This window comes from Rothia mucilaginosa (assembly GCF_019334805.1).
Taxonomy (GTDB): Bacteria; Actinomycetota; Actinomycetes; order Actinomycetales; family Micrococcaceae; genus Rothia; species Rothia mucilaginosa_C.
Window position 1 is genome coordinate 65775 of the sequence record NZ_CP079822.1, and the last position, 25055, is coordinate 90829.

General features: G+C 59.8%; 22 protein-coding genes and 1 tRNA gene. 7 read left to right on the forward strand and 16 right to left on the reverse strand.

The window, feature by feature from the left end; all coding sequences use genetic code 11:
• Window positions 1-177 precede the first annotated feature (177 nt).
• The 5 genes from tatA (at window position 178) to LPB405_RS00275 (ending at window position 7088) form a co-directional block, all read left to right on the forward strand.
• A complete protein-coding gene (gene tatA / locus LPB405_RS00255) occupies window positions 178-423 on the forward strand; it encodes a Sec-independent protein translocase subunit TatA (protein WP_005506024.1) in 246 nt (81 codons plus the stop codon).
• A 133-nt stretch (window positions 424-556) separates the two neighbouring features.
• Complete coding sequence (gene tatC, locus LPB405_RS00260; RefSeq protein ID WP_070543505.1) at window positions 557-1438, forward strand: twin-arginine translocase subunit TatC; 882 nt, start codon at window positions 557-559, stop codon at window positions 1436-1438.
• Between the two features lie 278 nt (window positions 1439-1716).
• Window positions 1717-4788 (forward strand): DEAD/DEAH box helicase, encoded by a 3072-nt coding sequence (locus LPB405_RS00265; RefSeq protein ID WP_219101429.1) that lies wholly within the window; start codon window positions 1717-1719, stop codon window positions 4786-4788.
• 252 nt (window positions 4789-5040) lie between these two features.
• On the forward strand, window positions 5041-6219 hold the full coding sequence (locus LPB405_RS00270; RefSeq protein WP_219101431.1) for an amidohydrolase: 1179 nt from the start codon (window positions 5041-5043) through the stop codon (window positions 6217-6219).
• Window positions 6220-6353: 134 nt separating this feature from the next.
• Complete coding sequence (locus tag LPB405_RS00275) at window positions 6354-7088, forward strand: polyprenol monophosphomannose synthase (protein WP_219101433.1); 735 nt, start codon at window positions 6354-6356, stop codon at window positions 7086-7088.
• A 238-nt stretch (window positions 7089-7326) separates the two neighbouring features.
• Here the strand turns inward: LPB405_RS00275 and LPB405_RS00280 are convergent, their stop codons facing one another.
• From LPB405_RS00280 to LPB405_RS00305, 6 genes are all read right to left on the reverse strand, one after another.
• Window positions 7327-7665 (reverse strand): RNA polymerase-binding protein RbpA, encoded by a 339-nt coding sequence (locus tag LPB405_RS00280; RefSeq protein ID WP_005506034.1) that lies wholly within the window; start codon window positions 7663-7665, stop codon window positions 7327-7329.
• 189 nt (window positions 7666-7854) lie between these two features.
• Window positions 7855-8850 (reverse strand): SPFH domain-containing protein, encoded by a 996-nt coding sequence (locus tag LPB405_RS00285; protein WP_070634063.1) that lies wholly within the window; start codon window positions 8848-8850, stop codon window positions 7855-7857.
• Window positions 8851-8942: 92 nt separating this feature from the next.
• Window positions 8943-9392, reverse strand: coding sequence for an NfeD family protein (locus LPB405_RS00290; RefSeq protein WP_219101435.1), 450 nt, complete (start codon window positions 9390-9392; stop codon window positions 8943-8945).
• Between the two features lie 532 nt (window positions 9393-9924).
• The gene (gene trpD / locus LPB405_RS00295) at window positions 9925-10995 is read right to left on the reverse strand and encodes an anthranilate phosphoribosyltransferase (protein WP_219101439.1); all 1071 of its coding nucleotides are present in this window, start codon (window positions 10993-10995) and stop codon (window positions 9925-9927) included.
• A gap of 110 nt (window positions 10996-11105) precedes the next feature.
• The gene (locus LPB405_RS00300) at window positions 11106-11459 is read right to left on the reverse strand and encodes a HesB/IscA family protein (RefSeq protein WP_049358261.1); all 354 of its coding nucleotides are present in this window, start codon (window positions 11457-11459) and stop codon (window positions 11106-11108) included.
• Window positions 11460-11693: 234 nt separating this feature from the next.
• Window positions 11694-13088 carry a M20/M25/M40 family metallo-hydrolase gene (locus LPB405_RS00305; RefSeq protein ID WP_219101441.1) on the reverse strand — a complete coding sequence of 465 codons (1395 nt, stop codon included), beginning with the start codon at window positions 13086-13088 and terminating at the stop codon, window positions 11694-11696.
• 126 nt (window positions 13089-13214) lie between these two features.
• Between LPB405_RS00305 and LPB405_RS00310 the strand changes: the two genes are divergently transcribed.
• Complete coding sequence (locus tag LPB405_RS00310; protein WP_219101443.1) at window positions 13215-13844, forward strand: DUF3043 domain-containing protein; 630 nt, start codon at window positions 13215-13217, stop codon at window positions 13842-13844.
• 127 nt (window positions 13845-13971) lie between these two features.
• On the opposite strand, the gene LPB405_RS00315 is transcribed toward LPB405_RS00310, so the two are convergent.
• From LPB405_RS00315 to LPB405_RS00355, 9 genes are all read right to left on the reverse strand, one after another.
• Window positions 13972-14667 (reverse strand): DUF6318 family protein, encoded by a 696-nt coding sequence (locus LPB405_RS00315; RefSeq protein ID WP_257604926.1) that lies wholly within the window; start codon window positions 14665-14667, stop codon window positions 13972-13974.
• A gap of 84 nt (window positions 14668-14751) precedes the next feature.
• Window positions 14752-15465, reverse strand: a complete 714-nt coding sequence (locus LPB405_RS00320) for a DUF6318 family protein (RefSeq protein ID WP_219101445.1) — start codon at window positions 15463-15465, stop codon at window positions 14752-14754.
• A gap of 277 nt (window positions 15466-15742) precedes the next feature.
• A complete protein-coding gene (locus tag LPB405_RS00325; protein WP_257604927.1) occupies window positions 15743-16243 on the reverse strand; it encodes a DUF6318 family protein in 501 nt (166 codons plus the stop codon).
• A gap of 408 nt (window positions 16244-16651) precedes the next feature.
• Complete coding sequence (locus LPB405_RS00330) at window positions 16652-17740, reverse strand: quinone-dependent dihydroorotate dehydrogenase (RefSeq protein ID WP_219101447.1); 1089 nt, start codon at window positions 17738-17740, stop codon at window positions 16652-16654.
• A 78-nt stretch (window positions 17741-17818) separates the two neighbouring features.
• Entirely contained in the window at window positions 17819-18610 is a 792-nt protein-coding gene (locus LPB405_RS00335; RefSeq protein ID WP_219101449.1) for an isoprenyl transferase, read from the reverse strand.
• Between the two features lie 177 nt (window positions 18611-18787).
• Window positions 18788-19639: a DNA repair protein RecO gene (recO, locus tag LPB405_RS00340; protein ID WP_219101451.1), complete on the reverse strand. Its 852-nt coding sequence runs from the start codon at window positions 19637-19639 to the stop codon at window positions 18788-18790.
• 129 nt (window positions 19640-19768) lie between these two features.
• Window positions 19769-20047: a hypothetical protein gene (locus LPB405_RS00345; RefSeq protein ID WP_060824801.1), complete on the reverse strand. Its 279-nt coding sequence runs from the start codon at window positions 20045-20047 to the stop codon at window positions 19769-19771.
• Between the two features lie 359 nt (window positions 20048-20406).
• The gene (locus LPB405_RS00350; protein ID WP_219101453.1) at window positions 20407-21366 is read right to left on the reverse strand and encodes an L-lactate dehydrogenase; all 960 of its coding nucleotides are present in this window, start codon (window positions 21364-21366) and stop codon (window positions 20407-20409) included.
• A 275-nt stretch (window positions 21367-21641) separates the two neighbouring features.
• On the reverse strand, window positions 21642-23180 hold the full coding sequence (locus LPB405_RS00355) for an amidohydrolase (RefSeq protein ID WP_219101455.1): 1539 nt from the start codon (window positions 23178-23180) through the stop codon (window positions 21642-21644).
• A 339-nt stretch (window positions 23181-23519) separates the two neighbouring features.
• On the opposite strand from LPB405_RS00355, the gene LPB405_RS00360 reads away from it, so the two are divergent.
• The gene (locus LPB405_RS00360; protein ID WP_219101457.1) at window positions 23520-24605 is read left to right on the forward strand and encodes a 2,3-butanediol dehydrogenase; all 1086 of its coding nucleotides are present in this window, start codon (window positions 23520-23522) and stop codon (window positions 24603-24605) included.
• Window positions 24606-24792: 187 nt separating this feature from the next.
• On the opposite strand, the gene LPB405_RS00365 is transcribed toward LPB405_RS00360, so the two are convergent.
• A tRNA-Leu gene (locus tag LPB405_RS00365) sits at window positions 24793-24878 on the reverse strand.
• Window positions 24879-25055 lie beyond the last annotated feature (177 nt).

The window sequence follows — 25055 nt, forward strand, 5'->3', positions numbered from 1 at the left end:
AAACTCCCGCGAGACACCACCCTCGGGGTATTCACACCCATCACTGAGGCATACAATAACTACGAACAAGGTAAGCAGACACGCAGGTCTGAGCGGATCAAGCGACGGGTCTCCCGACGAGATCGACTCGGCCAACCTCAAAACATCGGAGACCTGCTCTAACCAGAAAGGCACACCATGGGCCAGATTTTCAGCCACCCCGCGACCATCATTGTCGTTATCCTCCTTATCGTCCTGCTCTTCGGCGCACCCAAGCTGCCCGGCATGGCACGCAGCCTCGGCCAGTCCATGCGCATCTTCAAGACCGAAGTTGAGGGTCTGAAGAACGACTCCAAGAAGGACCCCCGCGAGAAGGACGGCGAAGAGGTCGTCACCGCTGAGGTCGTAGACAACGGCAAGGACGGCAAGACCGAAACCAAGTAACGGTCCCGCCACCGATGCACCAAACCCGTGCCAGCCCACCGGCCGGCACGGGTTTTGCGGCACCACCCCATAAACACCCCACCAGACCCCCTCAGCCGAATCACACACGGCACCGACACCCAGAGGACACCACGTGGCAACACCCGACCAGGACGTGCGCAACCGCAAAATCAATCCTGAAGCACGCATGGAACTCAAGGAACACCTGCGCGAATTCCGCGACCGCCTCATCAAAGCGGCTATCGCAACCATCATCGCAGCCATCATCGGTACGGTCTTCCTCTACCAGCCTTTCATCGAAATGATCTCTGCACCCCTGCAGCAGATCAACGCAGAAACCGGCCGCAACGCAAACCTGAACTACGGTAGCGTCGCATCTCCTTTCGACCAGCTGCTGAAGGTCGGTATGTACATCGGCCTGGTGATCGCCTCTCCCGTCTGGCTCTACCAGGCACTGCGATTCCTGCTGCCGGCACTGCACACCAAGGAGAAGAAGTATCTCTTCGGCTTCCTCACCGCATCTATTTTCGCGTTTGCCTGCGGTGTCGCCATTTCGTACTTCACCCTCCCCGGCGTGGTCTACGCGCTGCTGAAGTTCACCCCCGTCAACGAAAGTAACTACATTGATGCGGGCGTGTACATCTCCTTCATCCTGAAGTTCGTTGTTACGTTCTCCTGCGCGTTCATCATCCCGGTGATCCTGGTCGGCATTAACATGCTCGGCCTCATCCGAGGCAAGACCATCCTGAAGTCCTGGCGTTGGGTTGTCGTGCTCGTTGCAGTGATTGCAGCGCTGACCGCACCCGGTAGCGACATCATGATGATGTTCGTGCTCATGGCGCCGCTGCTGATTTTCTTCTTCGCAGCGATCGGCATCTGCATGATCAACGACAAGCGCCGCGACCGCAAGCTTGCCAAGCTGGCACAGGGGTCGGATGAAGCAAGCCTGAACACCGCAACCAGCAGTGAAGACCTGGCGAAGATGGGTTACTTCGAGGAAGAGAAGACTTCCTAACTAAATAGTTCGCATTGAGCGACGTAGCCGCAAGGGGCGGGGTACAGAGAACCTGTATCCCGCCCCTTTCGCATGCCCAGACATACCCAGATTAGAGTGCCCAGATTCGCATGCCGGGAAAGCTTCTAACGTCGGCTCGCACGGCACCTCCATAGCGAGATTCACAGGGAGCGTTATACCGCGCCGGATGCGCTCGCTGTTCGCCCATACCGGATTAGTGCCCGTGCAGGATGCTTTCTGGAGGCTCGCGGCGGGCGAACCGTTACACTGGACATACTATGAGCAAGCACCACGCACAGTCCGACGCACACACTTCTAACGCTTCTAACGCACAGACCCCGGCGGAGCGCACCGACTACGCTGCCGCCTACGCCGCATCCCGAGAACGCGCCGCCTACGCGAAGACCGCCCTGGGGGCTTTTGAAGCGTCCCTGGATTTTCCGCTGGATGATTTTCAGCGTCAGGCGTGTGCCGCCGTGGAGGCGGACCGTTCCGTCCTGGTTGCCGCGCCTACGGGTGCGGGTAAGACCATTGTGGGCGAGTTCGGTATTTACCTGGCGCTGCGCCGCGGCATGAAGGCGTTCTACACGACCCCCATTAAGGCGCTGAGCAACCAGAAGTACCACGACTTCGTGCGCGCGTACGGTGAGGATTACGTGGGTCTGCTGACCGGCGATACGAGCATTAACACGGAAGCACCCGTGGTCGTGATGACCACCGAGGTGCTGCGCAACATGCTCTACGCTAACTCGACCACGCTGACCGGCCTGGGCTACGTGGTGATGGATGAGGTGCACTACCTGGCGGACCGTTTCCGTGGCGCAGTGTGGGAAGAGGCGATTATTCACCTTCCCGAGCATGTGAACGTCATTTCCCTGTCGGCTACGGTGTCGAACGTTGAGGAGTTCGGCGCGTGGCTGGATACGGTGCGCGGCGGCACGGACATTATTGTTTCGGAGCACCGCCCGGTGCCGCTGTGGCAGCACATGATGGTCGGTCACCGCGTGGTGGACCTGTTCGTACCCGAAGACAACTCCGCGCAGGGCAAAAACCACACCCAGGGCAAGAACCAGGAGCCGGAGGAGAAGCTCTCCCGCAAGCAGGCGAAGAAGGCACAGAAGGCTAAGCATCGCGGCGCAACCGTGGAGGCGGGCGCCAACCCTCTGCTTGCCGGTCTGCGCCTGAACCCGCAGCTGAAGGCGCTACGCCCCGGCTTCCGTTCGAGCCCGGGCCGTGGACGCTACGGCGGCAAGCGTGAACGTTTCCGTCACCGCCGTGAAGGCTGGCTCAATGAGACGTTCAGCAGCGGCGAGCGCGGCCGCTCGAACCGTCGTGACCGTTTCAGCAACGATCGTTTCAGTAACGACCGGGACTTTGATGCGCGCGGTGAGCAGAAGCCTCTGCGCCCGCAGCGCATTACCCGCCCGGAGATGGTGCGCGCCCTCGACAAACAGGGCCTGCTGCCCGCAATCTGCTTTATCTTCTCCCGTGCCGGTTGCGACGGCGCGGTCAGCCACTGCGTATCCGCCGATATTACGCTGACCACCCCCGAACAGCAGCAGACCATCCGCGCCTACATTGCGGAAGCGACCGCTCACCTGGACACCCGCGACCTGAACACCCTCGGCTACTACGAATGGCGTGACGGCCTGATTCGCGGTATCGCCGCGCACCACGCCGGCCTACTACCCCTATTCAAGGAGGTCGTCGAAACCCTCTTCGCCCAGGGCCTCATCAAGCTGGTCTTCGCCACCGAAACCCTCGCACTGGGCATCAACATGCCCGCCCGCACCGTCATCCTGGAAAAGCTCACCAAGTACAACGGCGAATCCCACGTGGACATCACCCCCGGCGAGTACACCCAGCTAACCGGACGCGCAGGCCGCCGCGGCATCGACATCGAAGGCCACGCCGTCGTCATGTGGCGCCCCGGCATGTCCCCAGAACACGTGGCAACCCTCGCCTCAACCCGCACCTACCCGCTGAACTCCTCATTCCGCCCCACCTACAACATGGCGGCAAACCTCATCGCCTCCTACGGCGCCGAACGCACCCGCAAAATCCTGGAATCCTCCTTCGCACAGTTCCAAGCAGACAAATCGGTCGTCGGCGTCGCCTCCCGCGTACGCAAAAACGAAAGCGCCCTAGAAGGCTACCGCGAAGCAATGGCATGCCACCTGGGCGACTTCACCGAATACGTCCAGCTCAGCCGCCACATCGCCGAACTGGAAAAGAAAGCGTCCAAGAGCAACGAACGCCACGCCCGCGCGCAGGCACACCACAGCATCCAGCAGCTACTACCCGGCGACATCATCTACATTCCGCACGGCCGCTCCCGCGGCTACGCAGTCGTCATCACCCGCTCCGACTCGCACGCCGACCCGCGCATCGGCATCGTCACCGAGGACGCGCACCAGCGCACCGCCTCAACCCGCGATTTCGAAGGCGCCGTCGAACCGGTCTCACGCATCAAAATCCCCAAGCGCCTAAGCCTCAAAACCCCCAAGGAACGCCGCGACACGGCAAGCCGCATGCGCCAGGCACTCTACGACGGCCGCGCCCCGCGTGCGCTCGCACAGCAGAACATCCCTGCTCGTCAGAACAGCATTGACGCACAGCTGGAGGCTCTGCAGGCTCAGCTGCGTAACCACCCGTGCCACGGCTGCTCCGACCGTGCAAACCACATGCGTTGGGCTGAGCGCTGGCAGAAGCTCAACTCCGAGACGGAAGGGTTGCGCCGTCAGATTGCCCGCCGCACCAACACGATCGCGCAGGTCTTCAACCGCATTGCGCGTCTGCTGGAAAGCTACGGCTACGTCGAACGCACCGAGGATAACGAACTATCGCTAACCACCGGCGGACAGGCTCTACGCCGCATCTACGGCGAGCGTGACCTACTGACCGCCCTGTGCCTGGACGCGCACTTCCTCGACGGACTGGAACCCGCCGCCATCGCGGCAACCGTTGCCGCGCTGACCTACCAGGGCAAGCGCGACGCGGTGGAATACCTGGCTCACTACCCGCACCCGTCCCTGCGCGCACCCATCGCGACGATTACGCAGCGCCTCGCCGACCTGAACGCAGCCGAGGAACAGTTCAAGGTCAACCCGACCCCGGCATGCGACTTCGGCCTGGTCGAACCCATGTACGCGTGGGCGAACGGTGCGCACCTCGCAAAGGCAATCGAGGACACCGGCCTTGCCGCCGGCGACTTCGTGCGCTGGGCAAAGCAGGTACTGGACGCCCTGGACCAGATTGCGCACATCCGCTCGCTGGACCCGGTCATTCGCGCCCGCTGTGAAGAGGCGATTGAGGCGGTCCGCCGCGGCGTGGTCGCACTGGACGTCTAACCCGCGCCTTAGTGCGACACCGTATATAGTGCAACACCATGCCCGACCGGTTCGGGCTACCACCCCCGCCACTTGTGTATCGTTCCGCCTCATCCCGCCTCATCGTGGGCACGTCATCTAAGGACGAACGAACTACCGCAGGTAGCGGGGGTGCTTCTATACTCAAATAAGATGCTCAGCTCAGCTACGCGAGCACAATTGAAGTGCCCGCCCTCATGCGCCTCGGCGCGCCTCAAAGGTGAAAGGATTCTAATGTCTACCCGTATTTTTGTAGATGGTAGCGTGTACAGCCCGGTCGACCCGTACGCAACCGCAATGCTGGTCGAGGACGGTGCGGTCCGCTGGGTTGGTTCCGATTCAGGCGCGCGTTCAATTGCCGACGAATCAGCCACCATCACCGAACTCGAAGGCGCCCTGCTAACCCCCGCCTTTGCGCGCGCACTGGCACCGGTAGCAGGCAAAGAAGCACCCGAAATCCTCGACTACCTGCAGGCATACCGCGCAGCCGGCTACCACACCCACACCCTCCTCGCCGGCATGGAAGACGTACCCGACCTCGTCTCCGCACTCAGCTACTACACCGCCGAACATGGCACACCCGACATCCGCCTCATCCTCAACGCCACCGGCGTAGAAACCGATGAATTGATCAGCGCCATCAAGGCACTACGCCCCCTCACCGAAGGCAAACGCGCCGTCAAGGGCCTGCAGCTGGTCGGCATCTTCGTCGCACCCACCGAAGCCCCCGCAGCAGCACAGGTAGCCGAAGACGCCGCACTCCTGCTCTCCATCGACGCATCCACCGGCTTCACCACCGCAGCCGATGCCGCACTCGCCGTACGCGAAAACCGCCCCTGGCTGCCCATCCGCCTCGACGCGGCAATCAGCACCCCGCAAGACCCCATCACCGACGAATACCTCACCAAACTGGCAGAAGCACGCATCAACCTGGGCCTGAGCGTCTGCGAACCCGAAGAAGACGAAGAAGCCAACGACACCGTCCAGGCACTCCTCGCACACGCCGGGGGAGAAGCACGCGAAACCGTAGCCTCCGTAGCACGCCGCGCGAACGCAACCGGCACCTCCATCGCCCTCGGATCCGACACCCAACTCTACGCACCCGGCGCCTGGTCCCTCATCCGCGAACTCGTCAACGACGAACACGGCATCTCCGCACGCAGCGCCTTCGCCGCCCTCACTCGCGGCGTATACCGCCTCGCACACGAAGACAACCCCTTCACCGGCCAACTCACCCCCGACACCCCCGCATACGTAGCACAATGGCGCGTCGAAGCCCTCATGGTCCAAGCACCCGACTCCCGCGTAGCATCGTGGAGCACCGACCCCCGCGCTCGCATTCCGTTGCTTCCGGCGCTGGAGGAGGATTCGACTCTGCCCGTCCTGGAATCTATTTACACTGAAAGTAACTAATTTTTTAGCTTGTCAACACCTTTTTAGGCGGTTTAGGAGCAGTGGAGGCCGCCAATGGTTCAGTTGCTCAAATATTTACCCGGTATACTGGATACCTACACTGCCTGTTTTATATACACCTGTGAGGGAGTAATATGCGCGTTCTAACTGTCATCCCGACGTATAACGAGAAGGAGAACCTGCCCATCGTGGTAGAGCGTCTTCGCAAGGCAGCTCCCGAGGTGGACATTCTCGTGGTGGATGATAACAGCCCCGACGGTACCGGTCAGATTGCTGATGAGCTGTCGGCTAAGGATTCCCAGATTCACGTTCTGCACCGCACCGTTAAGGACGGCCTGGGCGGCGCATACCTCGCTGGCTTCGATTGGGGCCTTGAGGCAGGCTACGACGTTCTGATTGAGATGGACGCTGACTGCTCGCACCAGCCTGAGCAGCTTCCTTCTCTGGTTCGTGCTGTGGAGGCGGGCGCTGACCTGGCTATTGGTTCGCGTTACGTTCCCGGTGGCAAGACCAAGAACTGGCCGGCTCACCGCCAGGTTCTCTCGCGCGGCGCTAACCTGTACACCCGCCTGATTCTGGGCACCTCCATTAAGGACATTACCGCTGGTTTCCGTGCGTACCGTCGTGACGCTCTGCAGCGCCTGAACCTTGAGGGCATCGACTCGAAGGGCTACGTGTTCCAGGTTGATCTGGCGTGGCGTTCTGAGCAGGCTGGCCTGAAGATTGTTGAGGTTCCGATTACCTTCGTTGAGCGTGAGATTGGCGCTTCGAAGATGGACGGCAACATTATCTTTGACTCCATGTCTAAGGTGACTCGCTGGGGTATGGCTAACCGCATTCAGAAGCTGAAGAAGGCTCTGGGCAAGTAAGCCCGGTAGCTTTTTGCGCAGACGCTTCTCGCGCCTGAGCTTTAAACGAAAGACCGGGGCGGATACATAACGTATCCGCCCCGGTCTTTTTATGCTGTCTGTAGCGCTCTTTCCTGGCTCATGTACCGACGGAACCAGCGCCAAAACAAGAAGCCCGCTAAGAGCACGAGTGGTGCTTAGCGGGCCCTTCTTACAGCGCGGGCTTCTACAGCGTTTCTACGGCGCCTCTACGGCGCTTTTAGAGCGCGTAGTGCTTGCGGTAGTATTCTAGGCGGTCTTCCAGAGTCTTTTCCAGCTCTTCGATGCTGCGGCGTTCCATGAGCATATCCCAGTGGGTACGTGCGGGCTTCTCTTCTTCGGCGTCTGCGGTGGAGTCGCCGTTGACGAGGTATGCTTCCTTGCCGGACTTTGCGGTCCATACCGAGGGGATTTCTGCTTCTGCCGCGAAGGTCACGAAAACGCGGTCACCGTCTGCGGTACGGTATTCGACGCGCTGGCGGGGCGCGGGCTGTACGTTCGATTCGGTTTCCATCGACTGGGAACCCAGGCGCATACCGCGCAGGCTACGATCGCTCATTTTTCCTCCAGTGTCGTCGGGTGCGCTCTTTGGCGCTTTAGGCATAACGTTGGGCGGGGGAGAACTATTCCCTCGAACGTTTACAAAACATCCATTATATCGGTAATAGTCTCCACCCGCCCAGCGTGGTGGTGTTTATTCGGCGTGATTTTTGGTGATTCACGCCTTTTTATGCGTTAGATTTCGCGTTTAGCCGTTGATGCCGTAGCTTCCGGGTGCCTGCGGTGCGCTCTTGGGTGCCTGTGCTGCGGGCTTCTTCGGTGCGTCTGCCAGGTCGGATGCGGGCAGGGTGCCGAATGCGTTGCCCAGGCCGCGCAGTGCATCGCCGAGTTCGGTCGGGATGAACCAGAGCTTGTTGGCGTCGCCTTCGGCGAGCTTGGGCAGGGTCTGCAGGTACTGGTAGGTGAGCAGCTGCTGGCTGGGGTTGGATTCGTGGATTGCTGCGAAGACCTTCTGCACGGCTTCGGCTTCACCGTTTGCGCGCAGGATTGCAGATTGTGCGTCACCTTCTGCACGAAGGATTTGCGCCTGCTTTTCACCCTCTGCACGCAGGATTGCGGCGCGGGATTCACCTTCTGCGGTCAGAATGTCGGACTGCTTCTGGCCTTCTGCGGTGAGGATTGCGGCGCGACGGTCACGCTCTGCACGCATCTGCTTCTCCATGGAGTCCTGGATGGATACCGGGGGCTGGATTTCCTTGATGTCCACGCGGGAGACGCGCAGGCCCCAGCGGCCGGTGGTGGAGTCGAGTACGCCTCGCAGTTCAGCGTTGATCTGGTCGCGGGAGGTGAGGGTCTGCTCCAGGTTCAGGCCACCGACGACGTTACGCAGGGTTGCGCTGGTCAGCTCGTCCACGGCGCGAATGTAGTTGGTGATTTCGTAGGTTGCCGAGCGCGGGTCGGTGACCTGGAAGTACACGACGGTGTCGATACCGACCACGAGGTTATCTTCGGTAATCACTGACTGCGAGGGGAAGGAAACGACCTGTTCACGCAGGTCGATGAGGGGCAGCACGCGGTCAACTACGGGGATGACGATGTGCAGGCCGGGGTTGAGGACGGCGTGGAACTTACCCAGTCGTTCGACGATGCCGGCTCGTCCCTGCGGGATGACGCGCACGGTCTTTGCGAGCATCGTCAGCACGAAGAGGATGAGTAGGACCGTCAGAATAAGGCTGATAGGCATTGTTTCTCCTTATCGGTGAGTTATATGGTGTGTTTTAGGGTATCTGAACCTGCTTCTAGAGCCGGTATTCAGATGGGTCTTAGTTGTTGCTCTTAGTTGTGGGGGAGAGGCTCTACGATTGCGGTAGCACCCTCAATGGCTCGTACCCTCGCGTGTGATCCTGCAACGAGCGTTCCGGAGGCGGTGCGTGCCGTCCAGGTGTCGCCAGCTAGTACCACCAAACCGGTTTCACTAGTCACATCTTGAGTGATGCGCACCTCAGCACCAATAAGTGCTTCAGCATTAGTGACAGCTCCGGTGGCTGTTTTATTGAGTTTCTTCAGCAGCGGCGGGCGCAGACCAAGAACCAAAATTAGGCAGATCACCACGAAAATAACGGTTCGAATCAGCATGTTATCCACGAAGGGCGATATTGCTGCGGTGACGCCTGCGCTGATCGCCAGCATGAGAAAGAACAGGTCGAGGCTGAGCATTTCTATGACGGCGAAAACGAGAGCGAGTGCAACCCAGAGCGTCCAGGGTGTCTCAAAGAGCCAATCCACGAGTTTTCTCCTTTGATGTACATCAACCGGCGTGGTTGACGTTGGATCTGCACACGAGGCGACGACACCTTCGTGATGCGGGGTATATCCATTATTTCAGGTGGATTGAGTACTGGCGACGGTTCTGGTGACCGAGTGAGGTTAATACATGAACTGTTAAGACTTTATTTAGATATGGGGAATCTTGGGTTCATTCTAGACCTCCCTAAAAAGCCGATAATATACATTATGTAAAGTAGACCTATTTTTCACTACCCCACCGGCTGCTCACCCGTGCTTTCTACGCTCAGGCTGGCACGAATCAAACCTGTGCGCTCCTTGCAGTGCGAGTACACTGTTCCATCCGCTATTCTGCGCTCCGTGCGCCTCGCGTCTTCCTCGGCGCTCAGCCGCACGCTCACATGCCCCGAACCTTCGGGCTCCTCAACGCCTCCAGTTAAACGACAAACACCCGAGACGAGCTCACACCGTTCGGTGCGCCTATCTCGGGTGCCTGTCATCAGCTACTGCGCTTCTTTATTTTGGGGCTTCTTTATTCTGCGTGCTTTTCGCTGAACTCTACCCATGCGTTGAGCACACGCTCCGCTGCACCGGACGCAATGGATTCGCGCGCATCAGCCAAAGCCTGAGTGAACCGGGTTTCAAAGCTTTCGCCGTTGGTCGGGCGGTACGCCACCAGGCCTGCGGCTGCGTTCATCACCACAGCGTCGTGAATAGCGCGTAGCGGGCTCTTCGGGGCCTCGCCCTCCCCCGCCAAAATTGCACGGAAAACGCCCGCGTTGTACTCGGCGTCGCCGCCACGCAACTGCTCCAGCGGCGCGTTCTGCAGACCGTACTCGGTCGGGTCAAAGCGGTACTCGGTCAGTTCGCCGTCTACAGCCTCCCACAGGCGGCTCGTGGTGGCGATGGTCAGCTCGTCCAGACCGTCATCACCGCGGAAAATCAGGGCGTGATCGCCGCGCTCCGCGAAGACGTGAGCCATCTTCTCAGCCATGACCGGGTTAGCAACGCCGATAGCCGAGGACTTCACGCGAGCCGGGTTTGTCATGGGGCCCAGGTAGTTGAACGCGGTCGGAATGCCCAGCAGGCGGCGGGTCGGGCCCACGTGGCGCATTGCCGGGTGGAAAGTCATCGCAAACAGGAACGTGATGCCAGTCTCGCGAGCGCATTCGGCGACTGCGGGAATGGGCATGTCGAGGCGGATTCCGAGGGCTTCGAGGACGTCTGCGGAGCCGGATTTGGAGGTGGAGGCGCGGTTGCCGTGTTTGACGACGGTGGCGCCGGTGCCTGCGATGACGAGGGCTGCCATGGTGGAGATGTTGACGGTGTTTTGCTGGTCGCCGCCGGTGCCGACGATGTCTACGGCGTGGGGGTCGATGTCGACGGTTTCGGCTTTGGCGATCATGCCGGCTGCGAGTGCGCCGAGTTCTTCGGGGGTTTCGCCTTTGGAGTGGAGGGCGGTGAGGAAGGATGCGAGGATCGGCTGTTCGGTTTGACCGGTCATGATTTGGTCCATTGCCCAGGCGACTTCGGTGTCGGTGAGGTTTTGGTGTTTGACGAGCTGGTTGAGGATGTATTTCCAGGTGATTTCGTGCGTAGTCATGTGTTAAGTGTAAAACCCCCGCCGCGTATCTGCATGGTTGGGTGCAGTATGCGAGACGGGGGTTTGTTAGGTGTGTTGCGCTTTAGTGGCGCGTGGTGGGTGCCTTCGGTTTAGTGGAAGGAGTCACCGCATGCGCAGGAGCCTGCTGCGTTGGGGTTGTCGATGGAGAAGCCCTGCTTTTCGATGGTGTCTTCGAAGTCGATGGTGGAGCCTTCGAGGTAGGGTGCGCTCATCTTGTCGACGATGACTTCTACGCCATCGAAGTTGCGGACTGCGTCGCCGTCGAGGACGCGCTCGTCGAAGTAGAGCTGGTAGATGAGGCCGGAGCAGCCGCCAGGCTGGACGGCGATGCGTAGGCGCAGGTCGGTGCGGCCTTCCTGTTCGAGGAGGGTGCGGACCTTGGTCTGTGCTACTTCGGTGAGGTTGACGCCGTGGGTCGGCAGTTCGGTGGTGGTTTCACTCATTGGTGTTGTCCTTTTGTTTGGTTGGTTGCCCGTGTGCGCCGCGTGTGGGTGCGTGTGGGCGTTTTAGCCTTCACGATACGCGCCCGGGTGTTTGATGTACAACCTAGGGTGTGCATAGTTCGCCGGGGGCGTGAGTTTTGGTGTGGGGGCTTGACATGTAATTCTGCTTCTAGGATACCGAAAAAGTGGGGGTTGGGGTTTGTGACCCTTCTCCCCCACTTTTTGTGGATGTTTCTAGCGAGCGCCGAGTGCGCTGAGCAGCAGCGCCTCCGCGAGGATTGCGTTCTTGAAGTCCGGGATGTAGAGGGACTCGTTGGCGCTGTGTGCGCGGGTGTCGGGGTCTTCTACGCCGGTGACGAGGATCTGTGCCTGCGGGAAGACGTCTTTCAGGTCGGAGATGAACGGGATGGAGCCGCCCATGCCGGTCTGTACGGGTTCGACGTCCCATGCGGCGCGCATTGCGTCGAGGGCGGTCTGTGCGCCGTCTGCGTCGACTTCGGTGGCGAAGGGCATGCCGGAGTCAACGGCGGTGTAGTTCGCCTGTGCGCCGTGGGGTGCGTGTGCCTTGATGTGTTCGGCGAGTGCGCGGTGTGCGTTTTCGGGGTTGTCGCCGGGTGCTAGGCGGGTGCTGATGCGTGCGCGGGATACGACGGCGAGGGTGTTGGAGGAGGTTGCGATGGAGGGGATGTCCATGCCGATGACGGAGATTGCTGGCTGGGTCCACAGGCGGGAGGCGACGCTACCGGTGCCTGCCAGGGGTACGGTGTCGAGGATGCCGGAGTCGTTGCGGAAGTCTGCTTCGGCGTATTCGAGTTCGGGTTCGGGGGCGCGGTGCAGGCCTTCGACGGCTACGGCGCCGGTGGCGTCGTGCAGGGTGGCGATGAGCTGTGCCATGAGGGTGTGTGCGTCGAGCATGGGGCCGCCGAACATACCGGAGTGGATGGCGTGGTTGCCGACGCGCACCTCGATGTCGCCGGATGCGACGCCGCGCAGGCTGGTGGTCAGTGCGGGTACGCCGGCGCGCCAGTTGGCGGAGTCTGCGACGACAATGTAGTCGGCGGACAGTTCCTCACGGTAGGTGTTGAGGAAGGAGACGAAGGAGGGCGAGCCTGCCTCCTCTTCGCCTTCGATGAAGAGCTTCACGCCGAGCTTGAAGTCCTCGCCGAGAGTTTCGTTGAGGGCTGCGAGCGCGGCGAGGTGCACGAGGATGCCTGCCTTGTCGTCTGCTGCGCCGCGTCCGTAGAGGCGGTCGCCCTTGCGGGTTGCGACGAAGGGGTCGGTGTCCCACAGGTCGAGGTCGCCGGCGGGCTGTACGTCGTGGTGGGCGTAGAGCAGGATGGTCGGGTAGCCTTCTGCGGCGGGGCGGGAGGCGATGACGGCGGGCATGCCCTGCTTTTCGGTGCCGTCGGCGGTGGTGTAGGTGGCGCGTTCGATGCGTACGTTGTCGAAGCCTGCCTTGGTTGCGAGCGCGGCGACTGCCTCGGCGCTACGGTCTACCTGGGTGAGGTCGTGCGATTCCCAGGCGATGGAGGGAATGGCGACGAGCTCGGTGAGGGTCTGCAGGGTTGCTTCGAAGTTTTTGGTGACGGCGGCGCTGAGGGCGCTGTGGTGGGTGAATTCAGTAGTCATGTTTCTACCTTACCCCCACCTTGACCCTGCCTTGGCCCTAACCGCCGGGTGGTTAGGGTTGTTTCAGTTACTGGTGTGGGCTTGTGGGGGCGGGTTTGGTGTGTGCCGTTCGGGTATGATGGGAGGGTGTTTGGTCGTAAGAAAGAGAAGGCTGAAGCGGAAGCTGTTCAGCCGCAGGTTGTAGAGGAGCCTCAGGCTCCGGTTAATCCGAAGTTCACCCCGAAGAAGGGCCGTCCTACTCCTTCGCGTAAGGAGCAGCAGGCGGCTCGTCGTCAGCCTCTGGTTGTTAATGACCGTAAGGAGGCAAAGGCTCGTGAACGTGAGGCGATGGCGAAGGCTCGTGAGCGTCAGAATGATGCGTTGATGGGTGGCGATCAGCGTTACCTGCCCGCCGTGGACCGTGGTGCGCAGCGCCGTTATATCCGTGATTATGTGGATGCGCGCCGTAACCTTGGCGATTTCATGCTGGCTGTGCTGCTGGTTCTGCTCATTGGTGGCTGGATTGCTCAGGGTGTGTCTGGTACGTCTTCTGCGGCGGCGCCGATTTATTACGGTTCCGTGTACGCAATGTATGCGCTGATGATCCTGTGGGTTGTTGACTACTTCATTTTGTGGCGCAGCCTGAAGAAGAAGCTGATTGCTAAGTTCGGTGAGGTTCAGCGCGGTTCTGGCATGTATGCGTTTAACCGTATGATGATGATTCGTCGTATGCGCCGCCCGGTTCCGATGGTGAAGTACGGCGAGTACCCGCGCTAAGTCGTTTGCGCCTTATAGGTGCTTGGGGAGAGGTCCTGAAGGTTCAGGCCTCTCCCCTATTTTTATGTTCTTACGCGAAACACATGTGGCTTCTGGGTGAATGTATCGAGGTTAGACGCCGGTACGGTTAGGCTTCGATTCGGGAGTAGAGGATCTGCCACCTGCCGTCGCGGTGTTCGAGGGCGAATGTGTAGATTTCTTCTTCCTTGTCGCTGCTCCAGGTTTCTTGGCGGCCGTCGGGTTCTACCTCGGTTTGTTTGTCCCATTCGTGGTTGGTTTCCAGGTAGTAGGTTTGATGGTCGTCGGTCCTGGGTATACCGGCGGGTTCGAAGTGTTGAATGCCGTCGATGACCCATCCGCCGCGCTGGTAGAGCGCTTCTATTTCCCGGTAGATTTTGAGTTCTCCGTCGTTTGATGAGGAGAGGAATTCGCGGGCTTTGCTGTAGTCGCCGGTTTGGACGCCGTAGTTGACCCATTGGTTCCAGGCGTCCATGGTTTTGAGGATGCCCTCCGGGGTCTTTGCGCGGTATCCGTTTTCGGGGGCGTTGGGTTTGGGGACGTTTTGGGCGGGGCCTTTGGCGTCTGCTTTGCGGTATTCGCCGTTACTTGCGTTGTTGCCGGCGCTACTGCCTGAGCTGCTGCTGGTGGCAGAGGTGCCGGAGGCGGTGGATCCGTCTCCTGCAGTTGTGATGTCGTGCGGCACGCAGGCGGCGAGTAGGGTGCTGAGGCTGATGAGGGTGCCTCCGGTCAGTATTGAGCGGCGGTTCAGCATGTTGGGGTTCATGGTCAGTCCTCCACATCGTTGTAGTGCATGATCTCCCACTTATCTCCATTATGCGCGAGCGCGCACTGGGAACCCGTCATTGTTCCTACCCTCCGGGCGGGTGCGGTCTATCTTGCGGAAAGATTACGAGGGCTTTACTTTGGTTGTTGCTTCAATGAGCCAGCGCTCGCCATTATGACGCAACTTAAAATCCCACATATTATTGGTATCTTCACTATTTTCATGGTTTTCCCAGCTGCCGTCAGGCTCAACATACATTGCGTAAGTCCACTGTCGGTATGCGCGCCAAATATAGGTTTCACCATCCTCGGACCACGGTGCACCGTTAGCAATAAAATTATGGGTTCCAGCTACAACCCAGCCACCTCGTTGATACAGGGAAGAAATCTTTTTATAGAAATCAATCTCTGATGTAAAGGATGGACTCAAAAATTTGATGGTTTCTTCGTAGTCTCCAGTTTGAATTGAATAATTTTCATGCAGGATCCATGCTCGAATGGTCTTTTCCAAACCAGAAATCGACTTCTCGCGGTAGCCCTCCTCAGGTGCCGCAGGCTTCGGAACGTTCTGGGCGGGCCCCTTCGAATCCGCAGGGCGGTACTCGCCGTCGGGCGCCTTGGAGCCGCCCGAATAGCCGCGAACAGTAGACGGAGTAGCGCTCGCCGAAGGTGACTCCGATGCCGCCGCAGACGCAGAAGCGGTCTCGCTCGACGCAGCGGAAGTTGTGGCTGCCACCTCGTTATTAGCCTGCTGACCACACGCCGCAAGCAGACCGGATACACCAAACAACGTAATGCCGCCCAACAACACGCGGCGATTAAGAACAAAAGAAGACACAGAAATTCCTATCCTCAAAATACAAAACTCTAGAATTTTGAAATGCACTAATTCTCAGCGCATTATCCATCTACCTGTTCGCAGCCAACAATCTTCCAGGAAGAATCGGAGTACTTAAACTCAAATTTCCATGTATCGTTATCTTTCTGGATATTGACATCTCTGTGCCACTCGCCAGTAGGCTCCACAAGAGTTATATAATTCCACTCGCGATATGCCTTCCAAAAATAGGTTTCCCCATCTTCCGTCCATGGCTTTGTATGAGCGGTGTAGTTATCTATGCCATCAATAATCCACCCGCCCGCTTATACAAATCTTCAAAACTCTTATACCCTTCCAGCTCCTCCGTAAAATCATTGGAAATATACTTTCGGGATTCCGTAAAATCGCCTACCTGAATTCCATAATTAGTCCATTTAACCCAAGCGTCCATCGTCTTACGGATACCTTCAATAGACTTCTCGCGGTAGCCCTCTTCAGGAGCGTTAGGCTTCGGCACATTCTGAGCAGGACCCTTACCGTCCGCAGGGCGATACTCCCCATCCGGCACCTTGGAACCGCCCGAGTAGCCTCGAACAGTAAACGGAGTAGCACTAGCCGAAGGTGACTCAGAAGCCGAAGCCGTTTCGCTCGGCGCTGCGGATGCGGTGGCTGCCGCCTCGTTATTAGCCTGCTGGCCACACGCCGCAAGCAGGGCCCCCAGGCCCACAAGTGCGCCGCTACCCAACAGGGTACGGCGAGGAATTTGGGTGTGGTAAAGGAAGGTACGAGGCTCCATGAGGGTGCGCTCCTATCGTCGGTGATGGTGTGTATGCACTTGTCAGGCTGGTAAAAATGGTCGTTACTTGACCGCCGGAAGAACCCAGCCGCGCAACGTACCCAGCAGGCGCAACAATGCACCACGGGACGCTACATATAAAACCCTACCGCATCTTTACAGTCGTTTGCTTTGCAATGAGTGTAATAGCAACGAATCGTCACTATTCGAACAATTCAATGCTTTATACGTCAAATAACTATGCATGCTCAGAAGCCACATGTGGCTTTTCGGCGGAATAGAGGGCACACAAAAAAGGGGCACCGCCTCCACCCCCAACGGGTAGAGAACGGTGCCCCCTTTCAGCACGCAGAGTCAACACGCCAAGTCAGCGCGCCGGGGAGCATAACGCTCCCGCCTGCAAATCTTCTAGCGGCGAGCGCGGCGCAGCTTCACCAGGCCACGGTTAATGTGTGCCGCCCAGAGCGGACCCTCATACAGGAACGCGGTGTAGCCCTGCACCAGGTCAGCGCCAGCGTCCAGGCGCTCCTGCACATCCTCAGCGGTGGTCACGCCGCCAACGGAGATGATGGCGAGGTCGTCGCTAATTTCACGCTTGAGCAGGCGCAGCACCTCAAGGGAGCGGGGCTTCAGCGGCGCACCGGAGAGGCCGCCGGCACCGATTTCCTTGACCTTGGTCATGTCGCTGGTCAGACCCAGGCCATCGCGGGCGATGGTGGTGTTCGTGGCGATGATGCCGTCCAGCTTCAGTTCCTTAGCCAGGGCTGCCACCTCGATAACGTCCTCATCGACCAGGTCCGGCGCAATCTTCACAGTCAGCGGTACGTGGCGGTTGGGGCATACGCGGTCTGCCTCTTCACGCACGGCAGCCAGCAGCGGGCGCAGCGACTCGATAGCCTGCAGGGTGCGCAGACCCGGAGTGTTCGGGGAGGAGACGTTGACGACCAGGTAGTCTGCCTGCGGTGCCAGGGTGCGGGTAGAGATCAGGTAGTCCTCGATAGCGTTCTCGAGCTCAACGACCTTGGTCTTGCCGATGTTCACGCCGATAACCGGGCGTACGGCGCCGCGGTATTCGGTTTCGAGGTCTGCGCGGGCGGCGGCAACGCGCGGGCCTGCCGCTGCGGCACCGTCGTTGTTGAAGCCCATGCGGTTGATGACCGCCTTATCTTCCACGAGGCGGAAGAGGCGCGGCTGCGGGTTGCCGGGCTGCGCCTGACCGGTGATGGTGCCGATCTCGACGTGGCCGAAGCCAATACCAGCCAGCGCGGCAATGCCCTTACCGCCCTTGTCGAAGCCTGCAGCCAGGCCGAACGGCGAGGGGAAAGTAATGCCCATGACGGTGGTTGCCAGTTCGGGGGCGGGCTGGAAGTACTTGCGCAGCGCGCGGGTGATGCCGACGTTGCGCAGGGTCTGAACGCCCCAGAAGCCGACGTGGTGTGCCTTCTCGGGGTCCATGCCCTTGAAGAAGATGTTGAAGAAGGTCGGGTAGATGCGCATTTGTTCTCCCTAGTGTTGGAGGGTGTGGGTGGTTTATGGGGCTATGAGCCTTAGCGTGCCGGGTCTGTATGCCAGGGGCTACTTGTCGTTGGCGACGGCATCGACAGCGCCACCGTAGCGGCGGTCGCGGCGCGCGTACTCTTCGACAGCTTCCCAGAGGGTGCGGCGGTCAACGTCGGGCCAGAGCACGTTCATGAAGACCATCTCGGCGTAGGCGCTCTGCCAGAGCAAAAAGTTCGAGATGCGCTGCTCGCCGGAGGAACGCAGGAACAGGTCAACGTCCGGCAGGTCAGGCTCATCCAGGTACTTCTGGATGGTCTTTTCGGTAATGTTGCCGGGCTTGAGCTTGCCCGCCACAGCGTCCGCCGCGATAGCGGCCGCCGCGTCGGCGATTTCTGCGCGGCCGCCGTAGTTCACGCACATGGTGAGAGTGCAGACAGTGTTGTCGATGGTTTCACGCTCGCAGTGTTCGAGCTCTTCGATGACGTTCTTCCACAGCTTGGGTCGGCGGCCAGCCCAGCGGATGCGCACACCCCAGGTCTTGAGGGTCGCCAGCTGGCGCTGCAGCACCTCGGTGGAGAAACGCATAATGAACGCCACTTCGCTGGGTGAGCGCTTCCAGTTTTCGGTGGAGAACGCGTAGGCGGTCACGTACGGGATGCCCATTTCGATAGCGCCCGCGACAACGTCCAGCAGTGCAGCCTCACCGGCGCGGTGACCCTCGGTGCGGGGCAGGCCGCGTTCGTTCGCCCAGCGTCCGTTACCATCCATCACGACGGCGACGTGCTGCGGAATGAACTTCTTCGGAATCGGCGGAGGGGTTGCCCCGGTGGGGTGCGCGGGCGGGGGTACGGGCTGGGTGCGTGCCATGTGTGCCTTTCTTCCCTGGCGGGGTTCTCCCCCGGGGTCGTTTGCCTAGATATACGCCAGAAATAAACGCTGGCGTGCTGTTAGCTATTTTACCGTGACACAGCGCGCATGGGTGGGTGCTTCGGGGGTTATTTTGCGTCCTGGTTGGCCCATGTTTGACGCGCCGGCGTGCATCTTTTACGAGGCAGGAATTTCTGCTTCGAGGGCGCTCGCCGTTTTCAGGGGGTGTTCGAGCAGGTTTTGGGTGGTTTTCAGGTAGAGTCCCAGAATTTTGGAGGCGACCGGTACCGGTGCTGCGTCAATAGTTGCCCAGGCGCGCGGATCCGCCGATGCGGTAGCGAGCGCATAGCCGAGCTCTTCGGCATGCAGACCGGTTAGGGGCGTGTCGGTGGCGGGTGCGCATTGGGGGCAGAGAACCGTGTGGTGCCCGTAGGTGTGGGCGGTGTGGAAGGCAATGTACCTGCCGCTTCCGCTTGTAGCGACGGGGGTGCTACTGTCTGCCCCGTTATCGCCCCGGCTATCGGTGCTGACAAGCGGGTTGCCGCATCGAGTGCAGTTCTCACCGATGAGCGGCCAGCCGGCGGCGTTCATGCTGCGCGCCAGATAGCGGGTCAGAATCCTCTGCGGCACATGCTGCCCATGCGCGAGCGCGGCAAGCGCCCCATGGGTGAGAGTGTAAATATCGGAGGTGCTATCGGTGTCTTTGGTGAGTGCTTCTGCCAGTTCGGCGATGGTGGAGGCGCACGTGTACGCATCGTAGTTAGCCATAATCGGTGCGGTGTAGGCGTGCAGGGTTACCGCCTGGGTAATGGTGTGCAGATTAGTACGACCGCGGCTGAAGGACAGGTCGGTGTGCATGAACGGTTCGAGTCGCCCGCCGAATTTGGAGGTGGGTTTGCGTACGGCTTTGGCGACGGCGTGGGTGATTCCGTTATCGCGGGTGAGCATGATGATGATGCGGTCGGTTTCGCCGAGTTTTTGGGTGCGGAGGATGAGGGCGGCATCGCGCCAGGTGCGGGGTTCGCTCACGGGTGTCTCCGTTCTCGGTGCATGCTCGGTGGGTATCGGGTGGGCAGGTATGGCTCGACCCCTGCCTCGTTACCCCGCTTAGGGGGTACCGGTCAGGGGTCGGTCCGTAACGTATGGGCGAGGCGCTATTTAGTCCTCGTACTCGATATCGTCGTCGTCTTCATCTTCTTCGTCATCGAGCAGTTCGTCGAGGTCGTCCTCGTCTTCGTCACCGTAGACACTCAAGGGGGTGACCTCGTTGTAGGCTTCGAAGAGGGAATCTTCGTAGGCTTCGAAGGCGTTGGCGATTTCTACGTACGCCTCATCGACGGCGGGGTCGTGCTCGCCGGTTCGGTTTACGACGGCGGTCAGGTGCGCCTCCAGCGCGTCAAGGAGGCGGGTGAGTTCGGTGCGAGGATCAATGCTCATGCCATTATTCTACTACCTACGCGCCTGTGGTGTGCGCCGGGCGGTCATACAGCGGTTTAAATGCGGAACTATGAACGGGCGTGACAGGTCAACCGGCAGTTATATTCGGGGCGGCGAAGAGAGCCACAAAGTCAGAGCGGTAAAGCCAGGTTGGTCACGCGAAGCAGCACGCGGCGCATCAAGCCCCGCATAAAAGACCTTACAGACACAGCGAACCCGCCGTCCCCGAATCCCCCACTCCTCAAGGGAGCAGGTGCCGGGTGCGGCGGGTTCTTCTGTCGGTTAGCTCAGCTCTACGCTGCGCCTACTGAATGTTTGCTTCTTACGGGTTGAGCCCGAGAGAATTAGAAGCCGGGTTTTTAGAAGCCGAGGGAAGCTGCGGCTGCGCGGATTGCCTCAGCGGATGCCTTCAGCTGTGCCAGCTCAGCCTCGTTCATGGGGACCTCGAGCACGCGCTGGATGCCCTCACGGTTCACGATAGTGGGCAGGGACAGTGCAACGTCCTTGAAGCCGTACAGCTCGCCTGCAATGGTGGTGGAGACGGGCAACACCGCGTTCTGGCCGCCGAGGAATGCCTCAGCGATACGTGCACCGGAGATACCGATTGCGTAGTTGGTGGAACCCTTGCCCTCGATAACCTTGTATGCTGCGCGCATAGCTTCGGTTGCGAGCTCTGCACGGACCTCTTCGGTGAAGACAGGCTTGCCGTCCTGCTCCCACTCGGTCAGGGGAACCATGCCGATGTTTGCTGCGGACCAGACGGGGAACTCGGAGTCGCCGTGCTCACCAACAACGTTTGCGTGAACGCTCTTGATGGAGACGCCAGCCTTGTTAGCAATCAGCCAACGCAGGCGGGAGGAGTCCAGAACGGTACCGGAGGACAGCACGCGGTTTGCGGGCAGGCCGGTGATCTTCTGAGCCACAACGGTGAGAACGTCACAGGGGTTGGTGACGAGCATGATGATTGCGTTGGGTGCTACGGACAGGATGTTCGGCAGCAGCTTCTCGAGGATTGCGACGTTTGCGCCTGCCAGTTCGAGGCGGGGCTGGCCGGGCTTCTGGCGAGCACCAGCGGTGATGATGACCATGTCGCAGTCGCGCAGCAGTTCGATGTCGTCGCCACCGGTTACGGTTGCTTCGTGTGCGAACATTGCGCCGTGTGCGATGTCCAGTGCTTCAGCGTGTGCGCGCTTGCCGTCGATGTCGTACAGGACGATTTCGTCTGCGGAGCCGCGGACCATAGCTGCGTATGCGGTTGCGCTACCGACGCCGCCTGCACCGATGACGCCGAGCTTGGTGGGGTTGTTGACACCGTTCATTGCTGTATGCCCTCTTTCGTGAGAGTTATCCGTGTGGTGCGAGAGGATTCTCGCGGGGTTTATGTGGAAGCGGGTGTGTGCCTCGGGGGTGAATTTCCTGAGCGTGGGCGTTCTTCCCGGTGGGCTCGCTCCGTTACTTTCTATTATGCCGCAGATTTTGCGTTTTGTGTTGGATTATTTTGCTTTTTTCGATGGGTGCTGGTGACTTTATGGGCTATAAGGGGTGTTTTTCACTCATAAAACCAAATAATGACGTTCTGACCTTTTGAGCAAGCTCACATGTCGCTAAAGTAGCCCTCAACATCCACGGCACCGCCGGAAGCCTCAAAATCGGCACGAACCGCATCCGCCAACTCGTCGTCAATCAGGAAATCCAAAGCCACAGAAGCCAAACCGAACGACGCATCCAGGGCAGCATCAACCGCCGCCGGAGTGTCCGCACAGTGCGCGAACTCCACCGTGTGCATACCGGTACCTTCGGGCGCAATCTGAATCAGCGGGTGAATACCGGGCACGCGCAGGCTCACATTACCGAAATCAGTAGAAGCCGCCAGGGTGTCACTGACCGTGCCAGGCGGGTACGGGTGGCGACCCACCGAACGCTGAGCCGAAACCCAACGCTTCAACAGCGGACGGTTCGTGCGCACTGGCATGGTCATCGGCGAAGAATCCCACGTCACCTCCGCACTCACACCAGCCATGAGCGCCGCACCGCGCAGCACCTCCTCAACCCGTCGCGACAGCGCACGCAAAGTCGGCGCGTGCTTAGAACGGATATTAATGTGCAGGCTCGCGGAGGCAGGAATCAGGTTCGGGGCGTCCCCACCGTGGTCAATAATCGCGTGAATACGGTCAGAACCGGGAATCTGCTGACGCAACAAACCCAAACCCTGATACGCCAGGTTCGCCGCGTCCAGGGCGTTACGACCCATAAACGGGTGCGAGGAAGCATGCGCGCTCACGCCCGTGTAGGTCACGCGACATTCACGGCGACCCAACCACGCCTGATCAGCCACATCGATAAAGTAGGGGTGCACCATAATGGCGGCATCCACCCGCTCGAACGCGCCGGCGCGCGCCATCAGCTCCTTACCGGCTTCAGATTCTTCGGCGGGCGTGCCGTAGTAGAGAACCCTGCCGCTGAACGCCTCGGGGCCGGTGGCGAGCGCATCTGCCAAAGCAAGGAAAGCGCCCAGCCCGGATACCGCAATGACGTTGTGGCCGCAGCCGTGACCGATGCCCGGCAGCGCGTCATATTCGGAGAGAATCGCGATGGTGCGATGCTTGGCGGGGTCGTAGTCGGCGCTGGTGAGCTCCATCTTGAACGCGGTATCCAGACCGAAGGCGGGGTACTCGATACTGAGGTTCGGGTGGGCCTCGCGGACCGCATTAACGAGCGTGCGGGAGGCGAAGTACTCCTCGTAGGCGGTCTCAGGATGCGCGTGAATCGCCTTGAGAATTGCGGTCAGGGAGTCCGCGCGGGTGGCAACGGATTCGGCGAGGTCGCGGCGAATATGCGCCAGCCCGCTGTCTTCGTCGAGGTGGTGACCCTTTCCATGTCCCTGGCGCTCGCCGTGGCTACGTTCCTGCTCGGGATGCGTGTGCCCGCGCTTGCGGCGGTGCTCAGCGGCACGCTTACGCTGCTCGGTTTCGAGGGCAAGGATCTCGGAGTACTCGCTACCGCGCACGCAATCAGCGTCGGGTGCGTCGTAGTGGCGGGTTGTTGCGGCGGGTCGGTTCGGTGCCGTTCGATCGGAGCTGTCAGAAGTGGGCTGGGTGTGGGCGGCGGTGCCCTGTGCGTTCGCGTCAGTCATGCTTCTACGCTACCGTCTGCGCTCGCCGGGCGCTAGATGTTCGGGCGTGATGGAGTCGAAAACACCCAAAAAGAAATTTGTGTCACATAAAAGAAATTTTGTATATATCCTAGGAATCTTTGATTCATAGGAGTAGCATTAAGCACATGGGAGCGGCAATCCAGCCGCACCCGTCACCATCTGGCGCTAGCGATGCGAATGCCGGCAGGACAGTTCACAACCGGTCCAGACCATGTCGTTTGGGCCTCTGCCATTACCGTGACAGACCCATGGATGCGAACCGTACCGGCAAGCACACACCGCAGTAAGCGCCACAACCACGCTAAGGAGCTCCATCCCATGAAGGCAGCACGCTTCTACGACCGCCACGACATCCGCATTGAAGACATCCCCGCACCCGAAGCCGCTGCGGGCGAGGTTCTGGTCAAGGTCGCCTGGTGCGGCATTTGCGGTACCGACCTGCACGAATACCTCGACGGCCCCATCTTCTGCCCCCAGCACGGTCACCCCCACCCCATTTCTGGTGAGGACTCCCCCGTCACCCTCGGTCACGAATTCTCCGGTGTTGTTGAGGCACTGGGCGAAGGCGTAGACGACCTTGAGGTTGGCGACCACGTTGTTGTCGAGCCCTACATCATTCGCGATGACGTTTACACCGGCCCCGACTCCAAGGACTACCACCTTTCCAAGGACATGAACTTCATCGGCCTGGCAGGTCGCGGTGGCGGTCTGTCCGAGAAGGTTGCTGTCAAGCGCCGCTGGGTTCACAAGATCCCCAACACCATTCCCCTGGACGAGGCTGCACTGATTGAGCCCCTGAGCGTTGGCTACCACGCTGTTGAGCGTGCAGGCGAGTTCGAAGAGGGCGCATTTGCACTGGTGACCGGTGCTGGCCCCATCGGTCTGCTGACCTCCGCAGTTCTGAAGGCTAAGGGTGCTAAGGTCATCATCTCTGAGCTGTCCCCGCTGCGCCGCCAGAAGGCTCTGGACTCCGGTGTTGCTGACTACGCTTTCTCCCCCGCTGAGGTTGACGTTCTGGCTGAGATTCACAAGCTGACCGACGGCCGTGGCGCTGATATCGCGTTCGAGTGCACCTCCGTTCAGCCCGCACTGGACCTGATCCTGGATGCTCTCAAGCCCACCGGTAAGGTTGTCATCGTCTCCATTTGGGGCAAGCCCGCTTCCCTGGATGTTCAGAAGGTTGTGCTCAAGGAGCTCGATATCCGCGGTACCATCGGATACGTGAACTCCCACCCGGAGACCATCAAGCTCGTTGAGTCCGGCAAGATTGACCTGAAGCCCTTCATCACCGGCAAGATTGCTGTGGAAGACCTGATTGACAAGGGCTTCGACACCCTGATCAACCACAACGAGACCGCTGTGAAGATTCTGGTCACCACCGACCCGGAGCGTCTGGCTGAGTAATTCTCTGAGTGCTGAGTAATTCAGTTTCAGCTGATGCAGCTGTTCTTCTAGCTTCCTTAGCGTAGCTAGTGTGGGGTGAGGTTCCTTTCGAGGAGCCTCACCCCACTACTTTTTTGTGCGTTTTTTACCGGGCATATTTTACCGGGCATACAAAAATCCCCGGTTCCGAAGAACCGGGGATTATCTGTGCGCGAGGGGGGACTTGAACCCCCACCCTCTAATACGAGGACTAGCACCTCAAGCTAGCGCGTCTGCCTATTCCGCCACCCGCGCAGGTGACTTTCGAACGTTTTCCTTTCGGTGCCGTTCGAAGCAACACGTAATACTATACGGGCTTTCTGAGCACTCCGCAAATCGAAAGAGCATGTTCTGTGTCACACATTCGAGGTTGGTTAGTTCCCCACACCCCGGGTAATCTTCTCGCACCTTGAGTAATATGACCGGCACGCC

Excerpts from the sequence above, each read along its gene's own strand:
- tatA (WP_005506024.1), top strand. The coding sequence starts at position 178 with ATGGGCCAGATTTTCAGCCACCCCGCGACCATCATTGTCGTTATCCTC.
- LPB405_RS00265 (WP_219101429.1), top strand. The coding sequence starts at position 1,717 with ATGAGCAAGCACCACGCACAGTCCGACGCACACACTTCTAACGCTTCT.
- LPB405_RS00270 (WP_219101431.1), top strand. The coding sequence starts at position 5,041 with ATGTCTACCCGTATTTTTGTAGATGGTAGCGTGTACAGCCCGGTCGAC.
- LPB405_RS00275 (WP_219101433.1), top strand. The coding sequence starts at position 6,354 with ATGCGCGTTCTAACTGTCATCCCGACGTATAACGAGAAGGAGAACCTG.
- LPB405_RS00280 (WP_005506034.1), bottom strand. The coding sequence starts at position 7,665 with ATGAGCGATCGTAGCCTGCGCGGTATGCGCCTGGGTTCCCAGTCGATG.
- LPB405_RS00285 (WP_070634063.1), bottom strand. The coding sequence starts at position 8,850 with ATGCCTATCAGCCTTATTCTGACGGTCCTACTCATCCTCTTCGTGCTG.
- trpD (WP_219101439.1), bottom strand. The coding sequence starts at position 10,995 with ATGACTACGCACGAAATCACCTGGAAATACATCCTCAACCAGCTCGTC.
- LPB405_RS00300 (WP_049358261.1), bottom strand. The coding sequence starts at position 11,459 with ATGAGTGAAACCACCACCGAACTGCCGACCCACGGCGTCAACCTCACC.
- LPB405_RS00305 (WP_219101441.1), bottom strand. The coding sequence starts at position 13,088 with ATGACTACTGAATTCACCCACCACAGCGCCCTCAGCGCCGCCGTCACC.
- LPB405_RS00325 (WP_257604927.1), bottom strand. The coding sequence starts at position 16,243 with ATGGAGCCTCGTACCTTCCTTTACCACACCCAAATTCCTCGCCGTACC.
- LPB405_RS00330 (WP_219101447.1), bottom strand. The coding sequence starts at position 17,740 with ATGCGCATCTACCCGACCTTCTTCAACATCTTCTTCAAGGGCATGGAC.
- LPB405_RS00335 (WP_219101449.1), bottom strand. The coding sequence starts at position 18,610 with ATGGCACGCACCCAGCCCGTACCCCCGCCCGCGCACCCCACCGGGGCA.
- LPB405_RS00345 (WP_060824801.1), bottom strand. The coding sequence starts at position 20,047 with ATGAGCATTGATCCTCGCACCGAACTCACCCGCCTCCTTGACGCGCTG.
- LPB405_RS00350 (WP_219101453.1), bottom strand. The coding sequence starts at position 21,366 with ATGAACGGTGTCAACAACCCCACCAAGCTCGGCGTCATCGGTGCAGGC.
- LPB405_RS00355 (WP_219101455.1), bottom strand. The coding sequence starts at position 23,180 with ATGACTGACGCGAACGCACAGGGCACCGCCGCCCACACCCAGCCCACT.
- LPB405_RS00360 (WP_219101457.1), top strand. The coding sequence starts at position 23,520 with ATGAAGGCAGCACGCTTCTACGACCGCCACGACATCCGCATTGAAGAC.